Below are 18,612 nucleotides of genomic sequence, written 5' to 3'. Positions count from 1 at the left end.
TTTCCCCACACGGTACCGCCCATGAACCGCATCCTGACCATCGAAGACGACGCCGTGACCGCCCGTGAAATCGTTGCCGAGCTGACCCGCAACGGCCTGGACGTCGACTGGGTCGACAACGGCCGCGAAGGCCTGGAACGAGCGGTCAGCGGCGACTACGACCTGATCACCCTCGACCGCATGCTGCCCGAGCTCGACGGCCTGGTGATCGTCACCACCCTGCGTACCATGGGCGTGGCCACGCCGATCCTGATGATCAGCGCCCTCTCGGACGTGGATGAGCGGGTTCGCGGCCTGCGAGCCGGCGGCGACGATTACCTGACCAAGCCGTTCGCCACCGACGAAATGGCTGCCCGGGTCGAAGTGCTGCTGCGGCGCAACAACGGCGCCCGCGAGCCGGAGACCGTGCTGCGGGTGGCCGACCTGGAGCTGAACCTGATCAGCCGCGAAGCCAGCCGCAACGGCCAATTGCTCAGCCTGCTGCCCACCGAATACAAGCTGCTGGAATTCCTGATGCGCAATAGCGGGCAGATCCTCTCGCGCATGATGATTTTCGAAGAAGTCTGGGGCTATCACTTCGACCCCGGCACCAACCTGATCGACGTCCACATCGGCCGCCTGCGCAAGAAAATCGACCCGCCGGGCCTGGAACCGCTGATTCGCACGGTACGGGGTTCCGGCTATGTCATTGCTGAACCCCGCTAAGGGCTGGCGCTCCTCCAGCAGCCGCCTGCTGGCGCTGTACAGTTCGCTGTTCGTGATCTGGAGCGCGATCCTGATGGGGGTGATGTACTACGAAGTATTCGGCTACCTCGACAGCCTGGCCAAGCACTCCCTGATGCAGCGCCAGCATCTGTTCGCCCGGATCCATGGCGATCAACTGGAAGACGCGCTCATGGCCAGCCTGACGCTGGACGAGCGCGGCGTCGATGCCTACGGCCTGTTCGATCCGCAACTGCGGCATTTGGGCGGGCCGATCCAACGAATCCCCACCGACCTGCCGCTGGATGGCAAGATCCACATGCTCGGCGGCTGCGTCGATTCCGACGATCCGAGCGTACCTTCCGACAGTTGTGACGCGGTGGCGACCCGCACCCAGGACGGCCGCTGGCTGGTCCTGGCCCGGGACAACGGCTCACTGTTCGCTGTGACCCGCATCATCTTGCATGCGCTGTTCTGGGGGGTATCGCTGACGATCCTGCCGGGCATCGCTGGCTGGCATCTGTTGCGCCGCCGACCGTTACGACGGATTCGCAAACTGCAGGCCAGCGCCGAAGCCATCGTCGCCGGCGACCTGACCCATCGCCTGCCGCTGTCGAGCCGGCGTGATGAACTGGACATGCTGGCGGCGATCGTCAATGCCATGCTCGACCGCATCGAACGCTTGATGAACGAGGTCAAGGGCGTGTGCGACAACATCGCCCATGACCTGCGCACCCCGCTGACCCGCTTGCGCGCCCAGTTGTATCGCATCCAGCAAGAGGCCCCGGACGGCTCGCCCGAGGCCTTGCAGATGGACCAGGTGATCGCCGAGACAGACACCCTGATGGCTCGGTTTCGAGGGCTGTTGCGGATTTCCGAACTGGAAGACCAGCAGCGCCGCTCGGGGTTCGTGCGCCTCGATCCGTTGCAGTTATTGCAGGAACTGCACGACTTTTACCTGCCGCTGGCCGAAGAAGGCGAACTGACGTTCACCCTGGAAGTGCCCGACGCCCTGCCCCTGCTCAACGGCGACCGGGCGTTGCTGTTCGAGGCAGTGTCGAACCTGCTGAGCAATTCCATCAAGTTCACCCCGCCGGGGGGCAAGGTGACCCTGCGTGGGGTCGATCAGGGCGACAGCACCCGCATCGAAGTGCTCGACTCCGGCCCCGGCATCCCCGAAGCGGAGCGCAAGGCCGTGTTTCGCCGCTTCTACCGCGCCGAGGGCAGCAGCCAGCAAAGTGGGTTTGGCCTGGGTCTGTCGATCGTCGCGGCGATCGTCAATCTGCATGGGTTCACGTTGGAGGTGGGTAGCAGCGAACACGGCGGCGCGCGGCTGGTGCTCGATTGCCGGGGGACGTTGTTGTAGTCATAGGGCTGGAGCAGCATCTGTGGCGAGGGAGCTTGCTCCCGCTCGGCTGCGAAGCAGTCGCAAAACCGGTGGACATGGTTTGGTTGGCATGCGCGTCCGGCAGGTTTTGGGGTCGCTACGCGACCCAGCGGGAGCAAGCTCCCTCGCCACGGTTTGGTGTGCTTGATCTTTATCTATCAGGCATCACTGCGATGCAGCGGCGTGTTATGCAACTCATACCGCAGCTCATCGATCAACTTGGCGATGCTTTCTTCCGAGCGGACGCTGTCGACGCTCATACCGCTCACCACCAGGTCCACCTCTCCACTTTCGCGGTGATACAGGCGCACGGTGAGGGTGCCGTCACCATTGAGGCTGCATTCGCAGGCCAGCGGCGTAAAACTTTCTTCGAGGCGGGCGCGCAAGGGGGCCAGATGGGTCATGTGATGCACCTCAGCCCCGGGGGCGCAAATGAACGGTGGACAGCTCCGACCTCCTGGTCCGCGTAGACGTCCTGTCGCTCTGATACTGGGTTCGTTCGCTGTACATTGTGGCGTATTCCTTACGTGTTTCGTGGGGACGCGACATCATGGACGATGTCGCACCCTGACAGCCTAAGGAACCGCCCCTTCCTGCAAAACCCGAATTTGCACCAGCACGCCAGGTGCATTTGCACTGGCTATCATGGTGCCTTCATCCGCCATTCGTTAGCGAACAACCCCCGCTCCCGGGCCCAGACAATTGCCTCGCTACGGCTATGGACATCCAGTTTCGAATACAGGGTCGCCACGTGATTGCGCACGGTGTTGGGCGCGAGCTTGAGGCGCGCGGCGATTTCCTTGTCGGCCAGGCCTTCGCAAATCAGCCCCAGCACATCTCGCTCCCGGGCTGTCAGCTCGGTGAATGACACGCTGGGCACCTGGGCGTTGATACTCTTCACGTTAGCCAGTTTTTCAATCAGGGTCCGACTGAACCAGGAAGCGTCTTTCATCACCTCCTCGATAGCCGCCACCAACTCCAGCTCCGAGCGTTTGCGCTCGGTGATGTTCATCAGCACCAGCAGATAGCAAGGCTTGTCCTGGATGAGCACGGTATCGGCGGCGACCTCACAGTCGATGAGTTCACCGCCCTTCTTGTGCACCTTGACGTCGATGCGTGAGACCGCGGCGGCCTTTTCCAGCCGGGCGAACAGCGCGGCACTGGCGTCTTTGTCGAGAAAGCCGATCTCTTCCACGGTTTTACCCAGCAACTCTTCGCTGGCGTAACCGGTGGTCTGGAGGAACGCTTCGTTGATTTCCAACAACTGTTGCTCGGCGCTGCACACCAGGGTGGGCACGGGTGACAGGCGGAACGACTTGGCAAAGCGCTCCTCACTCTGGCGCAGCGCCGTTTCGGCCTTGCGGCGCGGCTCCATGTCCATGAAGGAAAACAGCATGCAGTCTTCGTCGTGCAGATCCAGCGGCTGGCCGGCGACGATCACCTGCTTGCTGGTGCCGTCGGGCAACTTCAACTCGGCCTGCATTTGTGGAATGGTCGCGCCCTGCCCCAGGCGCTCGATGGCCAGGTCGCGTTTCTCGGCGGCTTCGAGCACATCCAGTTCATACACCGAACGCCCGATCACCTGCTCACGACTGTAGCCGGTCATCTCCAGGAACCCCGGGTTGACCTTGATGTAACGCAGGTCGCTGAGGCGGCAGATCACCGCCGGCGCCGGATTGGCGCCGAAGGTTTTCTCGAAGCGCTGCTCGGCGCTGGCCCATTCGGTGGCATCGCTGAGGATCAACACGAGCAGTTCCGGCTCGCCGTTGCGGTCAGCCAGCACCATGCTGCGGATCCGATGCACCCAGGTGCGATCGGGATCGGCCTGAGGCGTGACTTCCACCAGCACATCGCTGAACTCATCGCCACGGGCAACCCGGGCGATGGGGTAGTTGTCTTCGGTCAGTGGATGATTGTTGCGGTAACGCAGATTGAAGCGCCGGGCATATTGCCGGGCCGTGGTGCCCAGCTCACTGAGGTCCTTGACCCCGTGCATCGTCAAGGCCGCTGCGTTGGCCCAGGCGATGGTCTGGTCGACCTCGATCAACATCACCCCGTCGGACAGTCCGGCAATGATCTGCAGCAATTGACGACGGTTGGTATCGGTGGTCGGGACTTGCTGATTCATTGGGTCTCCATGTGGTCAGTAGGGTTCAAGCATGGATGCGTTGAAAGTTACGACCACATGGGTTTGCAATAGTGCATCGGCCCTTCACGCCGCCATGCGCCCCTCGGCAATCGCCTGTGAAGCGGCCAGCATCGCCCGCAGCAGCACCGCACAGCCGGCGGCGAGGTCATCCGGGGCGGCGTTTTCGATTTCGTTGTGGCTGATGCCGCCTTCGCAGGGCACGAAGATCATCCCGGCCGGGCCCAGTTCGGCGAGGAAGATCGCGTCATGACCGGCACCGCTGACGATGTCCAGGTGGGACAGGCCCAACCCTTGGGCCGCGCCGCGTACAGCGTCGACGCAGCCCTGGTCGAAATACAGCGGCGGGAAATCGGCGGTGGGTTTCAAGTCGAAGGTCAGGCCGTGCTGGCGGCAGGTGTCTTCGATCACTTGCTTGACCTCGGCGATCATCGAATCCAGGCGTGCCGGTTCCAGGTGACGGAAATCCAGGGTCATGCGCACTTCACCGGGGATGACATTGCGCGAGCCCGGATAGGCTTGCAGGCAACCGACCGTGCCGCAGGCATGGGGTTGATGGCCGAGGGCGGCGCGGTTGACGGCGCCGACAATGATCGAAGCGCCCACCAGGGCGTCCTTGCGCAGGTGCATCGGGGTCGGGCCGGCGTGAGCTTCCACACCGCGCAGTGTCAAGTCGAACCATTTCTGCCCCAGGGCGCCCATGACCACGCCGATGGTCTTGCCCTCGTCTTCCAGGATTGGCCCCTGTTCGATGTGCGCCTCGAAATATGCGCCCACCGGGTGCCCGCTGACCTGGCGCGTGCCGGCATAGCCGATGGCATTCAACGCCTGGCCGACGGTGATGCCTTCGGCGTCGACCTTGGCCAGGGTTTCTTCGAGGGTGAATTTTTCCGCGAACACCCCGGAGCCCATCATGCACGGGGCGAAGCGCGAGCCTTCTTCGTTGGTCCACACCACTACTTCCAGGGGGGCCTCGGTTTCGATGTTCAGATCATTGAGGGTACGTAGCACTTCCAGCCCGGACAGTACGCCAAAGCAGCCATCGAACTTGCCGCCGGTGGGCTGGGTATCGATGTGGCTGCCGGTCATCACCGGTGGCAGGTTCGGATTGCGCCCTGGGCGCCGGGCGAAGATATTGCCCACCGCATCGATGCTGACGGTGCAGCCCGCCGCCTGGGTCCATTGCACGAACAGGTCGCGAGCCTGGCGGTCCAGATCCGTCAAGGCCAGCCGACACACACCGCCCTTGACCGTGGCACCGAGCTGGGCCAGGTCCATGAGCGATTGCCACAGGCGGTCGCGGTTGATGTGCTGGTGGGTGGATTGCAGGACGTCGATGGCGGCGTTCATGGGGATCTCCATTTTTTCAGGCATTTTGTTGGTGTCTTGAGGCTGCTATCGCGAGCGGGCTCGCTCCCACACTGGATTGGGGTGGATGCAAAATCTGTGTGCACAGCAAATCCCCCTGTGGGAGCGAGCCTGCTCGCGATGAGGCCCGCCTTCACACCGCAGTTTTAGCGACGGACGGGCTCGCTCGCATACCGCACAACCCGTAATAAATCACCCCGCCCAACGCCGAGCCGGTGAACCAGCCATAGCTGTAGAACCAACTGAACGCATCGCTGCCCAGGGACAGCAATGTCAGCACCACCGGCACGCCAAAGGCGATGAAACCGTTCCAGTTCCACGCCGGGTAAACGTCGTCGCGGTACAGGCCGGCGAGGTCCAGTTGCTGTTTCTTGATCAGGAAATAATCCACCACCATGATCCCGGCAATCGGCCCCAGCAGACTCGAATAGCCCAGCAGCCAGTTGGAATAGACCGACTCCAGACTGACCTCGGAAACGATCAGGCCAAGCTTTTTCAGCAGTTCATGGGCCATCAGCGCCAACCCCACCAGGCCGGTGAGCATCACGGCCTTGGTCCGGCCGATCAGTTTCGGCGCCAGGTTCTGGAAGTCGTTGGTGGGCGAGACGATGTTGGCGGCGGTGTTGGTCGAGAGCGTGGCGACGATGATCAGTACCATGGCCAGCGCCACCCACACCGGGCTCTGGATGTGCCCGATCAGGGTCACCGGGTCGGAAACGGTCACCCCCACCAGTTTTTCCGAGGCGGCGGTCATGACCACCCCGAGGGAGGCGAACAGGAACATGGTCAGCGGCAGGCCGATGATCTGCCCTACGACCTGGTCTTTCTGACTCTTGGCGTAGCGGCTGAAATCTGGAATGTTCAACGACAGCGTGGCCCAGAAACCGACCATGGCGGTCAGCCCGGCAAGAAAGTAACCGATCACGCTGGCACCCTCTGGGCGTTTGGCCGGGACCGCCATCAATTCAGTCAACGAGACATTCGGCAACGCCCACACCAACAGGCCGGCACCTACCAGCACCAGCAGCGGCGCGGACAGGGTTTCCAACCATTTGATCGACTCGGCACCGCGCAACACCACCCACAGGTTCATGACCCAGAACACCATGAAGCCGATCACCTCGCCGGTTCCGCCGAGGCTCTTCCAGCCGTCGAACACCGAGCCGAGAAACAGGTGGATCGCCAGGCCGCCGAACATCGTCTGGATGCCGAACCAGCCACACGCTACCAGGGCGCGAATCAGACACGGGACGTTGGAGCCGATGACACCGAAGGACGAGCGCAGCAGCACTGGAAACGGAATGCCGTACTTGGTTCCGGCGAAGGCGTTCAGGGTCAAGGGAATCAGCACAATGATGTTGGCAAACAGGATCGCCAGCAACGCCTCGCCCACCGTCAGGCCAAAGTAGGCGGTGAGCACGCCACCGAGGGTGTAGGTCGGCACGCAGATCGCCATGCCGACCCACAGGGCGGTGATGTGCCATTTGTTCCAGGTTCGCTCGTGCACCTTGGTCGGCGCGATGTCGTGGTTGTAACGGGGGCTGTCGAGGACGTCGCTGCCGGCTTCAAGCTCGAACAATCCGTCGCGCTCAGTCACTGTTGATCTGGTCATGTCCGCTCCACTGTTTTCATTATTTTTGCTCATCGACTGGCGATGGCCGGAGTACTTGCACGCGTGCTACCGACCACCCCGCCAGACCCACGACGGCACTCAATAACCGTGCCGGATAATGCGTCGAGCTGACCGGATGATCGATATAACCCTTTCAACCTTTTGATGTTTAACGTTTTAAAGCCACGTGATTGCCTTGTTTCAATCCCTGCTTGTCGCCCTTGAGGCTAGATGACCTTCACGCCCTGTCGAGCGAGAGATTCAAAGTGGTGCACCCCGGATCAACGCGAGGCGTCTAGACCGCACTTCCAGCACTTTCAAGCCGCTGATTTACCATGACAAATCTCGCTCAAATAACGATCCTGTCAAGTGCGTCAAAATGGTGAGCAGGCTCACCATTTTGGTGATTTAATAATTTATTTCTTTAATTTCAATAAGTTAATTAACGAATAAGCTTATAAAAAATAATCTTGCTCATTTCAATAACTCCAGCTAGCTTCTAATCCTGACAGTAGTGACAAGAATATAAACCGGCACGACTTTACCTACCGTGATCGATAAAACATAAAGAACCGGCAACAGTCGGTCATGCCTGCGAGGAACTCGGAATGTCTCTGTTGATCCGTGGCGCCACCGTTATTACCCATGATGAAAGTTATCGCGCCGATGTGTTTTGCGCCGACGGCGTGATCAAGGCCATTGGTGACAACCTGGATGTTCCCGCCGACGTCGAAGTGCTCGATGGCAGTGGTCAATACCTGATGCCCGGCGGCATCGACCCCCATACGCACATGCAGTTGCCGTTCATGGGCACGGTCGCCAGTGAAGACTTCTTCAGCGGCACGGCAGCGGGCTTGGCCGGGGGCACTACATCGATCATCGACTTCGTGATTCCCAACCCCCAGCAGTCGCTGATGGAAGCCTTTCATCAATGGCGCGGCTGGGCCGAGAAAAGCGCCAGCGACTACGGTTTCCACGTGGCGATCACCTGGTGGAGCGAACAGGTCCGCGAAGAAATGGCCGAGCTGGTCAGCCACCACGGGGTGAACAGCTTCAAGCATTTCATGGCCTACAAGAATGCGATCATGGCCGCCGACGACACCTTGGTCGCGAGCTTCGAGCGCTGCCTGGAATTGGGCGCGGTGCCCACCGTGCACGCCGAGAACGGCGAGCTGGTCTACCACCTGCAACGCAAGCTGCTGGCCCAGGGCATCACCGGGCCGGAAGCCCATCCGCTGTCGCGGCCCTCGCAAGTGGAAGGCGAAGCCGCGAGCCGCGCCATCCGCATTGCCGAGACCCTGGGCACGCCGCTGTACCTGGTGCACGTGTCTACCAAAGAAGCCCTGGACGAAATCACCTACGCCCGCAGCAAGGGCCAACCGGTCTACGGTGAAGTGCTGGCCGGGCATCTGCTGCTGGACGACAGCGTCTATCGCGACCCGGACTGGCAGACCGCCGCCGGCTACGTGATGAGTCCGCCCTTCCGCCCACGCGGGCATCAGGAAGCACTCTGGCACGGCTTGCAGTCGGGCAACCTGCACACCACCGCCACCGACCACTGCTGCTTCTGCGCCGAGCAAAAAGCCGCCGGCCGCGACGACTTCAGCAAGATCCCCAACGGCACCGCCGGGATCGAAGACCGCATGGCGGTGCTCTGGGACGAAGGGGTCAACAGCGGCAAATTGTCGATGCAGGACTTCGTCGCCCTCACCTCCACCAACACCGCGAAGATCTTCAACCTCTACCCACGCAAGGGCGCGATCCGCGTCGGCGCCGATGCCGACCTGGTGCTCTGGGACCCGCAGGGCAGCCGCACGATTTCCGCCAAGACCCATCATCAGCAGGTGGACTTCAACATCTTCGAAGGCAAGACCGTACGCGGCGTACCCAGCCACACCATCAGCCAGGGTCGGCTGGTCTGGGCCGATGGCGACCTGCGTGCCGAACGCGGTGCCGGGCGCTACATCGAACGGCCGGCGTATCCGGCGGTGTTCGATTTGCTGAGTAAGCGGGCGGAGTTGCACAGGCCGGTTGCCGTGGAACGCTGAGAGCGGCCTCCGGCCTATCGCGAGCAGGCTCGCTCCCACAGGGCCTGCTGTGCACACAGATTTCGCGCTCACCCGAAATCCAGTGTGGGAGCGAGCCTGCTCGCGATGAGGCTAGTCCAGACACCGAAAAAAACCACTGCCCACCAGAGGCAGCACCTCAAACACCGTGAGGCTCATTACATGATCCAGCCCTTGAGTCACCTCCCCCATTCCCAGGAAGACCCGGCCACCCTCGCCGCCCGCTTCAGCGACCTGGCGCCGCCACTCAATGCGCGCCAGGCCCACCTGGAAGCGTCCCGTTGCCTGTATTGCTACGACGCGCCCTGCGTGAACGCCTGTCCGAGCGAGATCGACATTCCTTCGTTCATTCGCAACATCCACCAGGACAACGTCCAAGGCGCGGCGCAGAAAATCCTCTCGGCCAACATCCTCGGCGGCAGTTGCGCGCGCGTCTGCCCCACCGAGGTCCTGTGCCAGCAGGCCTGCGTGCGTAACAACGCCCATGAATGCGCACCGGTGTTGATCGGCTCATTGCAGCGCTACGCGGTGGACAACGCCCACTTCAGCGGCCACCCGTTCCAACGGGCCGCCGCCACCGGCAAGCGCATCGCCGTGGTCGGCGCCGGGCCGGCGGGGTTGTCGTGTGCGCACCGCAGCGCGATGCATGGCCATGACGTGGTGATTTTCGAAGCCCGTGAGAAAGCCGGCGGCCTCAACGAATACGGGATCGCCAAGTACAAACTGGTGGACGATTACGCCCAGCGCGAACTGGACTTTCTGCTGGACATCGGCGGCATCGAAATCCGCCATGGCCAGAAACTTGGCGAGAACCTGAGCCTGAGCGACCTGCATCAGCAATTCGACGCGGTGTTCCTCGGCCTCGGCCTGGCCGCCAGCAAACAACTGGGCCTGAGTGACGAACAGGCACCGGGGCTGCTACCCGCCACCGAGTACATCCGCGAACTGCGCCAGGCCGACGACCTCAGCCAGTTGCCGCTGGCCGACCGTTGCATCGTCCTCGGCGCCGGCAACACCGCCATCGACATGGCCGTGCAAATGGCCCGCCTCGGCGCCCGGGACGTCAACCTGGTCTACCGTCGCGGCCTCGAGGACATGGGCGCGACCTTGCACGAGCAAGACATCGCCAAGGCCAATCAGGTGCGCCTATTGACCTGGGCTCAGCCGCAGCAGGTGTTGCTCGATGACGCCGGCCATGTGCGCGGCATGCGCTTTTCCCGTACCCATCTGGAAAACGGGCGGCTGGTCACCAGCGCCGAAACCTTCGACCTGCCTGCCGACGCCATCTTCAAAGCCATCGGCCAGGCCTTCGACGACAACGCGCTGGTGGACCCTCTGGCCCGGGAACTCAAGCGCCAGGAAGGGCGGATCCTGGTGGACGAACACCTGCGCACCAGCGTTCCCGGCGTCTACGCCGGCGGCGATTGCACCAGCCTGGACCAGGACCTCACCGTGCAGGCCGTGCAGCACGGCAAACTCGCCGCCGAGGCGATCAACGCCCAACTGATGCTCAACGTGGAGGCTGCGTAAATGGCCGATCTGTCGATTGTCTTCGCTGGCATCAAAGCCCCTAATCCGTTCTGGCTGGCCTCCGCCCCACCCACCGACAAGGCCTACAACGTGGTCCGCGCCTTCGAGGCCGGCTGGGGTGGCGTGGTCTGGAAAACCCTCGGGGAAGACCCGGCGGCGGTGAACGTGTCGTCGCGCTACTCGGCCCACTACGGCGCCAATCGCGAGGTGCTGGGCATCAATAACATCGAGCTGATCACCGACCGTTCCCTGGAGATCAACCTGCGGGAAATCACCCAGGTGAAAAAGGACTGGCCGGACCGGGCGTTGATCGTGTCGTTGATGGTGCCCTGCGTCGAAGAATCGTGGAAACGCATCCTGCCCCTGGTGGAAGCCACCGGCGCCGACGGTATCGAATTGAACTTCGGCTGCCCCCACGGCATGCCGGAACGGGGCATGGGCGCGGCGGTCGGCCAGGTGCCGGAGTATGTCGAGCAAGTGACCCGCTGGTGCAAGACCTATTGCTCGCTGCCGGTGATCGTCAAGCTCACACCGAACATCACCGACATCCGCGTCGCCGCCCGCGCGGCCCATCGCGGTGGAGCGGACGCGGTGTCGTTGATCAACACCATCAACTCCATCACCAGCGTCGACCTGGACCGCATGGTCGCCCTGCCCAGCGTCGGCAGCCAGAGCACCCACGGCGGCTACTGCGGTTCGGCAGTCAAACCCATCGCCCTGAACATGGTCGCCGAAATCGCCCGCGATCCGCAGACCCAAGGCCTGCCCATCTGCGGCATCGGCGGCATTGGCAGTTGGCGCGACGCCGCCGAATTCATCGCCCTGGGCAGCGGCGCGGTGCAAGTGTGCACGGCGGCGATGCTGCATGGGTTTCGCATCGTCGAAGAGATGAAGGACGGGTTGTCGCGTTGGATGGACAGCCAGGGCCATGCCAATCTGCAAGCGTTCTCCGGTCGCGCGGTGGGCAACACCACCGACTGGAAGTACCTGGACATCAACTACCAGGTCATCGCCAAGATCGACCAGGACGCCTGCATCGGCTGCGGGCGCTGCCACATCGCCTGTGAAGACACCTCGCACCAGGCCATCGCCAGCCTCAAGCAGGCGGACGGCACGCGTAAATATGAAGTGATCGATGAAGAATGCGTGGGCTGCAACCTGTGCCAGATCACCTGCCCGGTGCAGGACTGCATCGAGATGGTGACGGTGGACACCGGTAAGCCGTTTCTGGATTGGAACCATGATCCGCGTAATCCCTACCATGTAACGGCTTGAGGGTTGGGGTGTCTGGACTGGCCTCTTCGCGAGCAAGCCCGCTCCCACACTGGATCGCTGTCGTCCACAAATATTGTGTTCGCTGCAGATCAAATGTGGGAGCGGGCTTGCTCGCGAAGGGGCCATCAGCTTCACCACAAAACCTCAAGGCTCCAACCCAATCCCCCGCAAAATCACACTGGTCACGGTCTGCACCGCCTTTTCGAATTGCATGTCGGAAAGCGACTGATGGTCGTTGAGGATGTTGATCTGATGGTCGAAGTCGGCGTAATGCTGGGTCGAGGCCCAGATCATGTAGAGCAGGCTTGAGGGCTCTACCGGCAGAATGCGCTTGTCCTCCACCCACTGGCGGATTTTCGCTTCCTTCATCTTGGCCCAGTCATACAGGCTGGCATCCAGCGCCTGGCCCAGCGTCGGGGCGCCGTGGATGATTTCGTTGGCCCAGACCTTCGAGCCGTAGGGCCGGCTGCGGGAGTGGTTCATCTTGGCGCGGATGTAACTGCTGAGCACCACCCTTGGGTCGTCGAACATCTCGAAGCACAAGGCGTCCTGTTTCCAGACTTCCAGCAGGTCGAACAGCACGGCGCTGTACAGTTCGCTCTTGGTGCTGAAGTAGTAATGCAGGTTGGAACGCGGCAATTGCACTTCGGCGGCGATGTCGGCCATGGCGGTGCTGCCGAAGCCTTTCTCGGCAAAGACCTTCTCGGCGGCCAGCAGGATTTTCTCGACGTTACTGCGACGAATCTCGATCTTGTGATTGCCCATGAGGGCTCCCTGGCAACAGCGTTGATCAAGACTAGCATTCACCCACTTCTGAAAACACTGGGGATCCCTGTGGGAGCGAGCAAGCTCGCTCCCACAATGTGACGGTGGTTCTGTTCAGATAAATGTGTACGCAGGGGACTCTCGTGGCGAGGGAGCTTGCTCCCGCTCGGCTGCGCAGCAGTCGTAAAACTGGCTGATGCGATCTGCCTGAAAGACCGCGTCAGCCCATTTGGGGCTGCTGCGCAGCCCAGCGGGAGCAAGCTCCCTCGCCACAGGTGTTGCCCCCTGCGTTATCTCGGCTGGCGTGCTTCGACGTTATCCAGCGCGCGGTTCGCCAGCAGTCCGCTCAGTTCGATCAGTTGCAGGATGCCCAGGGCAATGTGGCGCCTGGGACCTTCCAGGTCGAAGGCCAGGTCATTGACCATGGCATTGGCCGAGGCCAGGTTTTCGCTGAGGTTGGCGAGCAGGGTTTCGGTGTCGACGCCATGGGCGACGGTGAAGAGTTGGCCGGGTTCGGCTTCGGGTTTGCTGGGTTTGGGCTTGAGGTAGTGGTCGAGGATGCGGTCGGCGGCTTTGTCGAAGGCTTTTGAGTTGGGATCGGTGTCTGGCGGGTTAGGCGTTACTTTGAACATAGTTGAAATCTCATGTGGAATTGAAGGAGCCATCACCCTCGCTACCAAACGAAGGGTGGCGGCCATACGCAGGTTGGTAGACCGGTCCACATGAACACCGGCGCGCCCGAGGGCGCCCTACGCATGGCCACCATTGAATACAAATGCTGAATGGCACCTGCAAAAAGTGAGCTGTGCGTCATGTAGAAACCGGGCTACCAAACCCGATCGCCGATTCCTCAGCGACCCGGAAACGATAGAACCCCGGCCCCCAGGCGCACAAGCCGGCGGATTCTGGCGCAGTTGTAGGGAATGGCGCAAGACAACGTAGCCCGAACCCGAACGATCCTACATCTGGATAAACACAGTCCCCTGGTTGGACTGGGGACCTGGGTTAACAACATCTCTGTGGCGAGGGAGCTTGCTCCCGCTGGGTGGCGAAGCCGCCCCAAGAAATTCTGCGTTGAAACAAAAAACGGGGGCCTGCTTCGCAGTCCAGCGGGAGCAAGCTCCCTCGCCACAAGAGCCCCGCTTAAGCCTTCCGATCGCCGACATGCGACTAATGTCTTAGACCAGTCATCGCACAACCAGACACCCCACCGCTATTCTCAAACCTCGCATCTGCCCGGCGCCACGGCCTGCGGTCTTGACCTCGGCCAGCGACATCCATTGAAACGCCTCACTTTGAGGCACACCCGAGTTGGATAATTCCAATAATGGCCAGTTGACAATGAGCAGTTGCTTCCAAATAATCCCCTCCATGTTGTACGACGACGTATAACAAATAAAAACAACAATAAAAGTAGGGAGCGTCATAGTGAGCACACGTGTCCGTTTTTCGCCCGTCCACCGTCCAAACCGCCGTACTCTTCTCAACGCCAGCCCCACGCTGCTTCTGCTCGGTTGCAGCAGCCTCGCCACCTTTCTACCAACGACCGCCAGCGCCGAAGGTTTCGTCGATGATGCCAAGGCCACGCTGACCTTGCGTAACGCCTACTTCAACCGCAACTTCACCAACCCGAACAATGCCCAGGGCAAAGCCGAGGAATGGACCCAGAACTTTATCCTCGACGCCAAGTCCGGTTTCACCCAGGGCGTGGTCGGTTTTGGCGTGGATGTGCTGGGCACGTACTCGCTCAAGCTCGACGGCGGCCGTGGCACGGCGGGCACCCAGTTGCTGCCGGTGCACGATGACGGCCGTCCTGCCGACGACTTCGGTCGCCTGGGTGTAGCTCTCAAGGCCAAGGTGTCGAAGACCGAACTGAAGGTCGGCGAATGGATGCCAGTGCTGCCAATCCTGCGCTCCGACGATGGTCGCTCCCTGCCGCAAACCTTCCGTGGCGGCCAGGTGACCTCTACCGAGATCAGCGGTTTGACCCTCTACGGCGGCCAGTTCCGCGCCAACAGCCCGCGCAACGACGCGAGCATGGAAGACATGTCCATGAACGGTCGCGGCGCCTTCACCTCCGACCGTTTCAACTTCGGTGGCGGTGAATACGCCTTCAACGAAAAACGCACCCAGGTCGGCGTCTGGTACGCGGAACTGTCTGACATCTACCAGCAGCAATATTTCAACCTGACCCACAGCCAGCCCATCGGCGACTGGACCCTGGGTGCCAACCTTGGCTACTTCACCGGCAAGGAAAACGGCAGCGCGCTGGCCGGCGACCTGGACAACAAGACCGCGTTCGCCATGCTCTCGGCCAAATACGGTGGCAACACGTTCTACGTCGGCCTGCAGAAAGTCGGCGGCGATGACGCCTGGATGCGCGTCAACGGCACCAGCGGCGGCACCCTGGCCAACGACAGCTACAACTCCAGTTACGACAACGCCAAGGAAAAATCCTGGCAGTTGCGCCACGACTTCAACTTCGCCGCCGTCGGCGTGCCGGGCCTGACCCTGATGAACCGCTACATCAGCGGCGACAACGTGCACACCGCTACGGTCGATGACGGTAAGGAATGGGGCCGCGAAACCGAACTGGCCTACACCGTGCAAAGCGGCGCGCTGAAAAGTCTCAACGTCAAATGGCGTAACGCCTCGATTCGTCGCGACTACAGCACCAACGAGTTCGACGAGAACCGTATTTTCATCAGCTATCCGATCTCGCTTCTGTAACAACAGGACCCATAGCCATGAGCGCATCCCATGGCAACCTGCGGCAAGGACGCCGATCCAGAGCGGTTCGTCGATCAAACGTTGACAAGGTAGCGGAAGGATAAGGATATTCCCTCTCGGTCGTACGACAACTTATAACAACTACACCTCTCATTGTTTGCTCAGGTAATGCCATGACCACGACACAGATTCGCCACCCCTTCAATCGCCTGCTATTGACCGGCGCCGCCGGCGGCCTTGGCAAGGTCTTGCGCGAACGCCTCAAGCCTTACGCCCGCCACATTCGCCTGTCGGACATCGCCAACATGACCCCGGCCATCGACGAAAGTGAAGAAGTGGTGCCGTGCGACCTGTCGGATAAACAGGCCGTGCACCAGTTGGTGGAAGGTGTCGATGCCATCCTGCACTTTGGCGGTGTTTCGGTGGAGCGCCCGTTCGAAGAGATCCTCGGCGCCAACATCAGTGGCGTGTTCCACATCTATGAAGCCGCGCGTAAACACGGCGTCAAGCGGGTGATCTTCGCCAGCTCCAACCATGTCATCGGCTTCTACAAACAGGACGAGGCCCTCGACGCCCTCTCTCCTCGCCGCCCGGATGGCTACTACGGCCTGTCCAAGTCCTACGGCGAGGACGTGGCCAGTTTCTACTTCGATCGCTACGGCATCGAAACCGTGAGCATTCGCATCGGCTCGTCGTTCCCCGAACCGCAGAACCGCCGAATGATGAGCACCTGGCTGAGCTACGACGACCTCACGCAATTGATCGAGTGCTCGCTCTACACCCCGAACGTGGGACACACCGTGGTCTACGGCATGTCCGCCAACCGCGACGTCTGGTGGGACAACAGCCAGGCCGCGCACCTGGGCTACCAGCCCAAGGACACTTCCGAGATTTTCCGCGCCAAGGTCGAAGCGCAGCCAATGCCGGCCGCCGATGACCCGGCCAGGATCTACCAGGGCGGAGCCTTTGTAGCGGCCGGCCCGTTCGACGACTGATTCGCCTGTTTTTCATGGGATACGAACGCACAAGGGAATCACCATGCAAGCCGAATTGATTGTCGATGCACGCAACGCCGTCGGGGAAAGCCCAGTGTGGGTGCCCGAGGAAAACGCCCTGTACTGGGTGGATATTCCCAGTGGCGGCCTGCAGTGCTGGAACGCCGGGACCGGCCAACTCAAGGGCTGGGAAGCCCCGGAAATGCTCGCCTGCCTGGCCCGTCACCAGGACGGTGGCTGGATCGCCGGCATGGAGAGCGGCTTCTTTCGCCTGTACCCCCATGACGACGGCAGCCTGGACAGTGAACTCTGTGCCAGCGTCGAACACAGCCGCACCGACATGCGCCTCAACGATGGCCGTTGCGACCGCCAGGGCCGCTTCTGGGCCGGCAGCATGGTGCTGAACATGGGGGCCAACGCCGACGAAGGCCGGATGTACCGTTATGAGGCCGGGCAACGCAGCCCGGTCGAGGCGCAACTGAGCGGCTTCATCGTGCCCAATGGCCTGGGCTTCAGCCCGGATGGTCGGACGATGTACCTCTCCGACTCACACCCGCTGGTGCAACAGATCTGGGCCTTCGACTACGACATCGACAGCGGCACGCCGTCCAACCGGCGGCTGTTCGTCGACATGCTGCCGTTGGCCGGTCGCCCGGACGGCGCGGCAGTGGACGCCGAGGGTTGCTACTGGATCTGCGCCAACGATGCCGGCCTCATCCATCGTTTCACTCCGGATGGCCGGCTGGATCGCTCCCTGTCGGTGCCGGTGAAAAAACCGACGATGTGCGCCTTTGGCGGCAGTCGCCTGGACACCCTGTTCGTCACTTCGATCCGCCCCGGTGACGACACCGACCCACAATCCCTGGCCGGCGGCGTGTTCGCCCTCAACCCCGGCGTCAAGGGCCTGGCTGAACCCGCGTTTGGAGGACTGAAACACTCCGCGAACTGATCTGCACTGCCGCTTCACTGGATGAGCACATAAAAAAAACAACAAGACTGGAGATTGACCATGAACTTCAAACGCACGCTTCTGATCGCAGCCCTGCCCCTGGCCTTCCTGGCCCAGGCGGCGCACGCCCTGGAACTCAAGTTCGCCGACATCCACCCCGCCGGCTACCCTACCGTGGTCGCCGAGGAAAACATGGGCAAGACCCTGACCCAGGAGACCAATGGCGAGCTGAAGTTCAAGTACTTCCCGGGCGGTGTCCTGGGTTCTGAAAAGGAAGTCATCGAGCAGATGCAGGTCGGCGCGGTACAGCTCTCGCGCGTAAGCCTGGGTATCGTCGGGCCCGTGGTACCGGACGTGAACGTCTTCAACATGCCGTTCATCTTCCGTGACCATCAGCACATGCGCAACGTCATCGACGGTCCGGTGGGCGATGAGATCCTCGACAAAATCACCAATTCCGAATTCGGCCTGGTGGCCCTGGCCTGGATGGACGGCGGCACGCGCAACATCTACACCAAGAAGCCGGTACGCAAGCTCGAAGACCTCAAGGGCATGAAAATCCGCGTCCAGGGCAACCCGATGTTCATCGACATGATGAACGCCATGGGCGGTAACGGCATCGCGATGGACACCGGCGAAATCTTCAGCGCCCTGCAGACCGGCGTGATCGACGGCGCTGAGAACAACCCGCCGACCCTGCTCGAACACAACCACTTCCAGAACGCCAAGTTCTACAGCCTGACCGGTCACCTGATCCTGCCAGAGCCGATCGTGATGTCGAAAATCACCTGGGAAAAACTGACCCCGGACCAACAGACGTTGGTCAAGAAAGCCGCGAAGGCCGCCCAGGCCGAAGAGCGTGTGTTGTGGGACAAGAAGTCCGCTGCCAGCGAAGAAAAGCTCAAGGCCGCTGGCGTCGAGTTCATCACGGTCGACAAGAAACCCTTCTACGACGCCACCGCACCGGTGCGCGAAAAGTACGGCGCGAAATATGCCGACCTGATCAAGAAAATCGAAGCCGTTCAGTAATCCTCCCGCTCTGTACCCATGAAAAGGCCCGGCGCGCCTGATGTTCGAGGCGCGCCCG

At 61.6% G+C, this 18,612-nt stretch carries 16 protein-coding genes; 9 read left to right on the top strand and 7 right to left on the bottom strand.

The window, feature by feature from the left end; all coding sequences use genetic code 11:
- Nucleotides 1-21 precede the first annotated feature (21 nt).
- Nucleotides 22-705: a response regulator transcription factor gene (locus PSH86_RS13110; protein WP_039592999.1), complete on the top strand. Its 684-nt coding sequence runs from the start codon at nucleotides 22-24 to the stop codon at nucleotides 703-705.
- Entirely contained in the window at nucleotides 683-2,068 is a 1,386-nt protein-coding gene (locus PSH86_RS13105) for a HAMP domain-containing sensor histidine kinase (RefSeq protein ID WP_109755963.1), read from the top strand. The genes PSH86_RS13110 and PSH86_RS13105 overlap by 23 nt, the downstream gene beginning before the upstream one ends.
- 179 nt (nucleotides 2,069-2,247) lie before the next feature.
- Here PSH86_RS13105 and PSH86_RS13100 read toward each other — a convergent pair whose 3' ends face one another.
- From PSH86_RS13100 to PSH86_RS13085, 4 genes are all read right to left on the bottom strand, one after another.
- Nucleotides 2,248-2,493 (bottom strand): DUF1652 domain-containing protein, encoded by a 246-nt coding sequence (locus PSH86_RS13100; protein WP_109755962.1) that lies wholly within the window; start codon nucleotides 2,491-2,493, stop codon nucleotides 2,248-2,250.
- 239 nt (nucleotides 2,494-2,732) lie between these two features.
- On the bottom strand, nucleotides 2,733-4,217 hold the full coding sequence (locus PSH86_RS13095) for a PAS domain S-box protein (protein ID WP_176688072.1): 1,485 nt from the start codon (nucleotides 4,215-4,217) through the stop codon (nucleotides 2,733-2,735).
- Between the two features lie 84 nt (nucleotides 4,218-4,301).
- The gene (locus PSH86_RS13090; protein ID WP_109755960.1) at nucleotides 4,302-5,585 is read right to left on the bottom strand and encodes a Zn-dependent hydrolase; all 1,284 of its coding nucleotides are present in this window, start codon (nucleotides 5,583-5,585) and stop codon (nucleotides 4,302-4,304) included.
- Nucleotides 5,586-5,736: 151 nt separating this feature from the next.
- Complete coding sequence (locus PSH86_RS13085) at nucleotides 5,737-7,215, bottom strand: NCS1 family nucleobase:cation symporter-1 (protein ID WP_109755959.1); 1,479 nt, start codon at nucleotides 7,213-7,215, stop codon at nucleotides 5,737-5,739.
- Between the two features lie 608 nt (nucleotides 7,216-7,823).
- On the opposite strand from PSH86_RS13085, the gene hydA reads away from it, so the two are divergent.
- The 3 genes from hydA to preA all read left to right on the top strand — a co-directional run bounded on the left by hydA (nucleotide 7,824) and on the right by preA (nucleotide 12,086).
- Nucleotides 7,824-9,263, top strand: coding sequence for a dihydropyrimidinase (hydA, locus tag PSH86_RS13080; protein WP_232200021.1), 1,440 nt, complete (start codon nucleotides 7,824-7,826; stop codon nucleotides 9,261-9,263).
- A 180-nt stretch (nucleotides 9,264-9,443) separates the two neighbouring features.
- Complete coding sequence (locus PSH86_RS13075) at nucleotides 9,444-10,811, top strand: NAD(P)-dependent oxidoreductase (RefSeq protein WP_305490184.1); 1,368 nt, start codon at nucleotides 9,444-9,446, stop codon at nucleotides 10,809-10,811.
- On the top strand, nucleotides 10,812-12,086 hold the full coding sequence (preA, locus tag PSH86_RS13070; protein WP_305490182.1) for an NAD-dependent dihydropyrimidine dehydrogenase subunit PreA: 1,275 nt from the start codon (nucleotides 10,812-10,814) through the stop codon (nucleotides 12,084-12,086).
- 144 nt (nucleotides 12,087-12,230) lie between these two features.
- Here preA and PSH86_RS13065 read toward each other — a convergent pair whose 3' ends face one another.
- The 3 genes from PSH86_RS13065 to PSH86_RS13055 all read right to left on the bottom strand — a co-directional run bounded on the left by PSH86_RS13065 (nucleotide 12,231) and on the right by PSH86_RS13055 (nucleotide 14,278).
- Nucleotides 12,231-12,851 carry a TetR/AcrR family transcriptional regulator gene (locus tag PSH86_RS13065; RefSeq protein ID WP_305490180.1) on the bottom strand — a complete coding sequence of 207 codons (621 nt, stop codon included), beginning with the start codon at nucleotides 12,849-12,851 and terminating at the stop codon, nucleotides 12,231-12,233.
- A 290-nt stretch (nucleotides 12,852-13,141) separates the two neighbouring features.
- Nucleotides 13,142-13,483 carry a DUF6124 family protein gene (locus tag PSH86_RS13060; RefSeq protein WP_305490178.1) on the bottom strand — a complete coding sequence of 114 codons (342 nt, stop codon included), beginning with the start codon at nucleotides 13,481-13,483 and terminating at the stop codon, nucleotides 13,142-13,144.
- Between the two features lie 555 nt (nucleotides 13,484-14,038).
- Entirely contained in the window at nucleotides 14,039-14,278 is a 240-nt protein-coding gene (locus PSH86_RS13055; RefSeq protein ID WP_305490176.1) for a hypothetical protein, read from the bottom strand.
- A 1-nt stretch (nucleotide 14,279) separates the two neighbouring features.
- Between PSH86_RS13055 and PSH86_RS13050 the strand changes: the two genes are divergently transcribed.
- The 4 genes from PSH86_RS13050 to PSH86_RS13035 all read left to right on the top strand — a co-directional run bounded on the left by PSH86_RS13050 (nucleotide 14,280) and on the right by PSH86_RS13035 (nucleotide 18,554).
- On the top strand, nucleotides 14,280-15,581 hold the full coding sequence (locus PSH86_RS13050) for an OprD family porin (protein ID WP_163854060.1): 1,302 nt from the start codon (nucleotides 14,280-14,282) through the stop codon (nucleotides 15,579-15,581).
- Nucleotides 15,582-15,754: 173 nt separating this feature from the next.
- Complete coding sequence (locus PSH86_RS13045) at nucleotides 15,755-16,576, top strand: NAD(P)-dependent oxidoreductase (protein ID WP_305490174.1); 822 nt, start codon at nucleotides 15,755-15,757, stop codon at nucleotides 16,574-16,576.
- A gap of 43 nt (nucleotides 16,577-16,619) precedes the next feature.
- Entirely contained in the window at nucleotides 16,620-17,525 is a 906-nt protein-coding gene (locus PSH86_RS13040; RefSeq protein ID WP_116832129.1) for an SMP-30/gluconolactonase/LRE family protein, read from the top strand.
- Between the two features lie 60 nt (nucleotides 17,526-17,585).
- The gene (locus tag PSH86_RS13035; RefSeq protein WP_109755127.1) at nucleotides 17,586-18,554 is read left to right on the top strand and encodes a TRAP transporter substrate-binding protein; all 969 of its coding nucleotides are present in this window, start codon (nucleotides 17,586-17,588) and stop codon (nucleotides 18,552-18,554) included.
- Nucleotides 18,555-18,612 lie beyond the last annotated feature (58 nt).

It is taken from the genome of Pseudomonas sp. FP2300 (assembly GCF_030687595.1).
Classification (GTDB): domain Bacteria; phylum Pseudomonadota; class Gammaproteobacteria; order Pseudomonadales; family Pseudomonadaceae; genus Aquipseudomonas; species Aquipseudomonas bijieensis.
The sequence above is the reverse complement of the archived record's forward strand: the minus strand, read 5'-3'. Positions and strand labels throughout refer to the sequence as shown.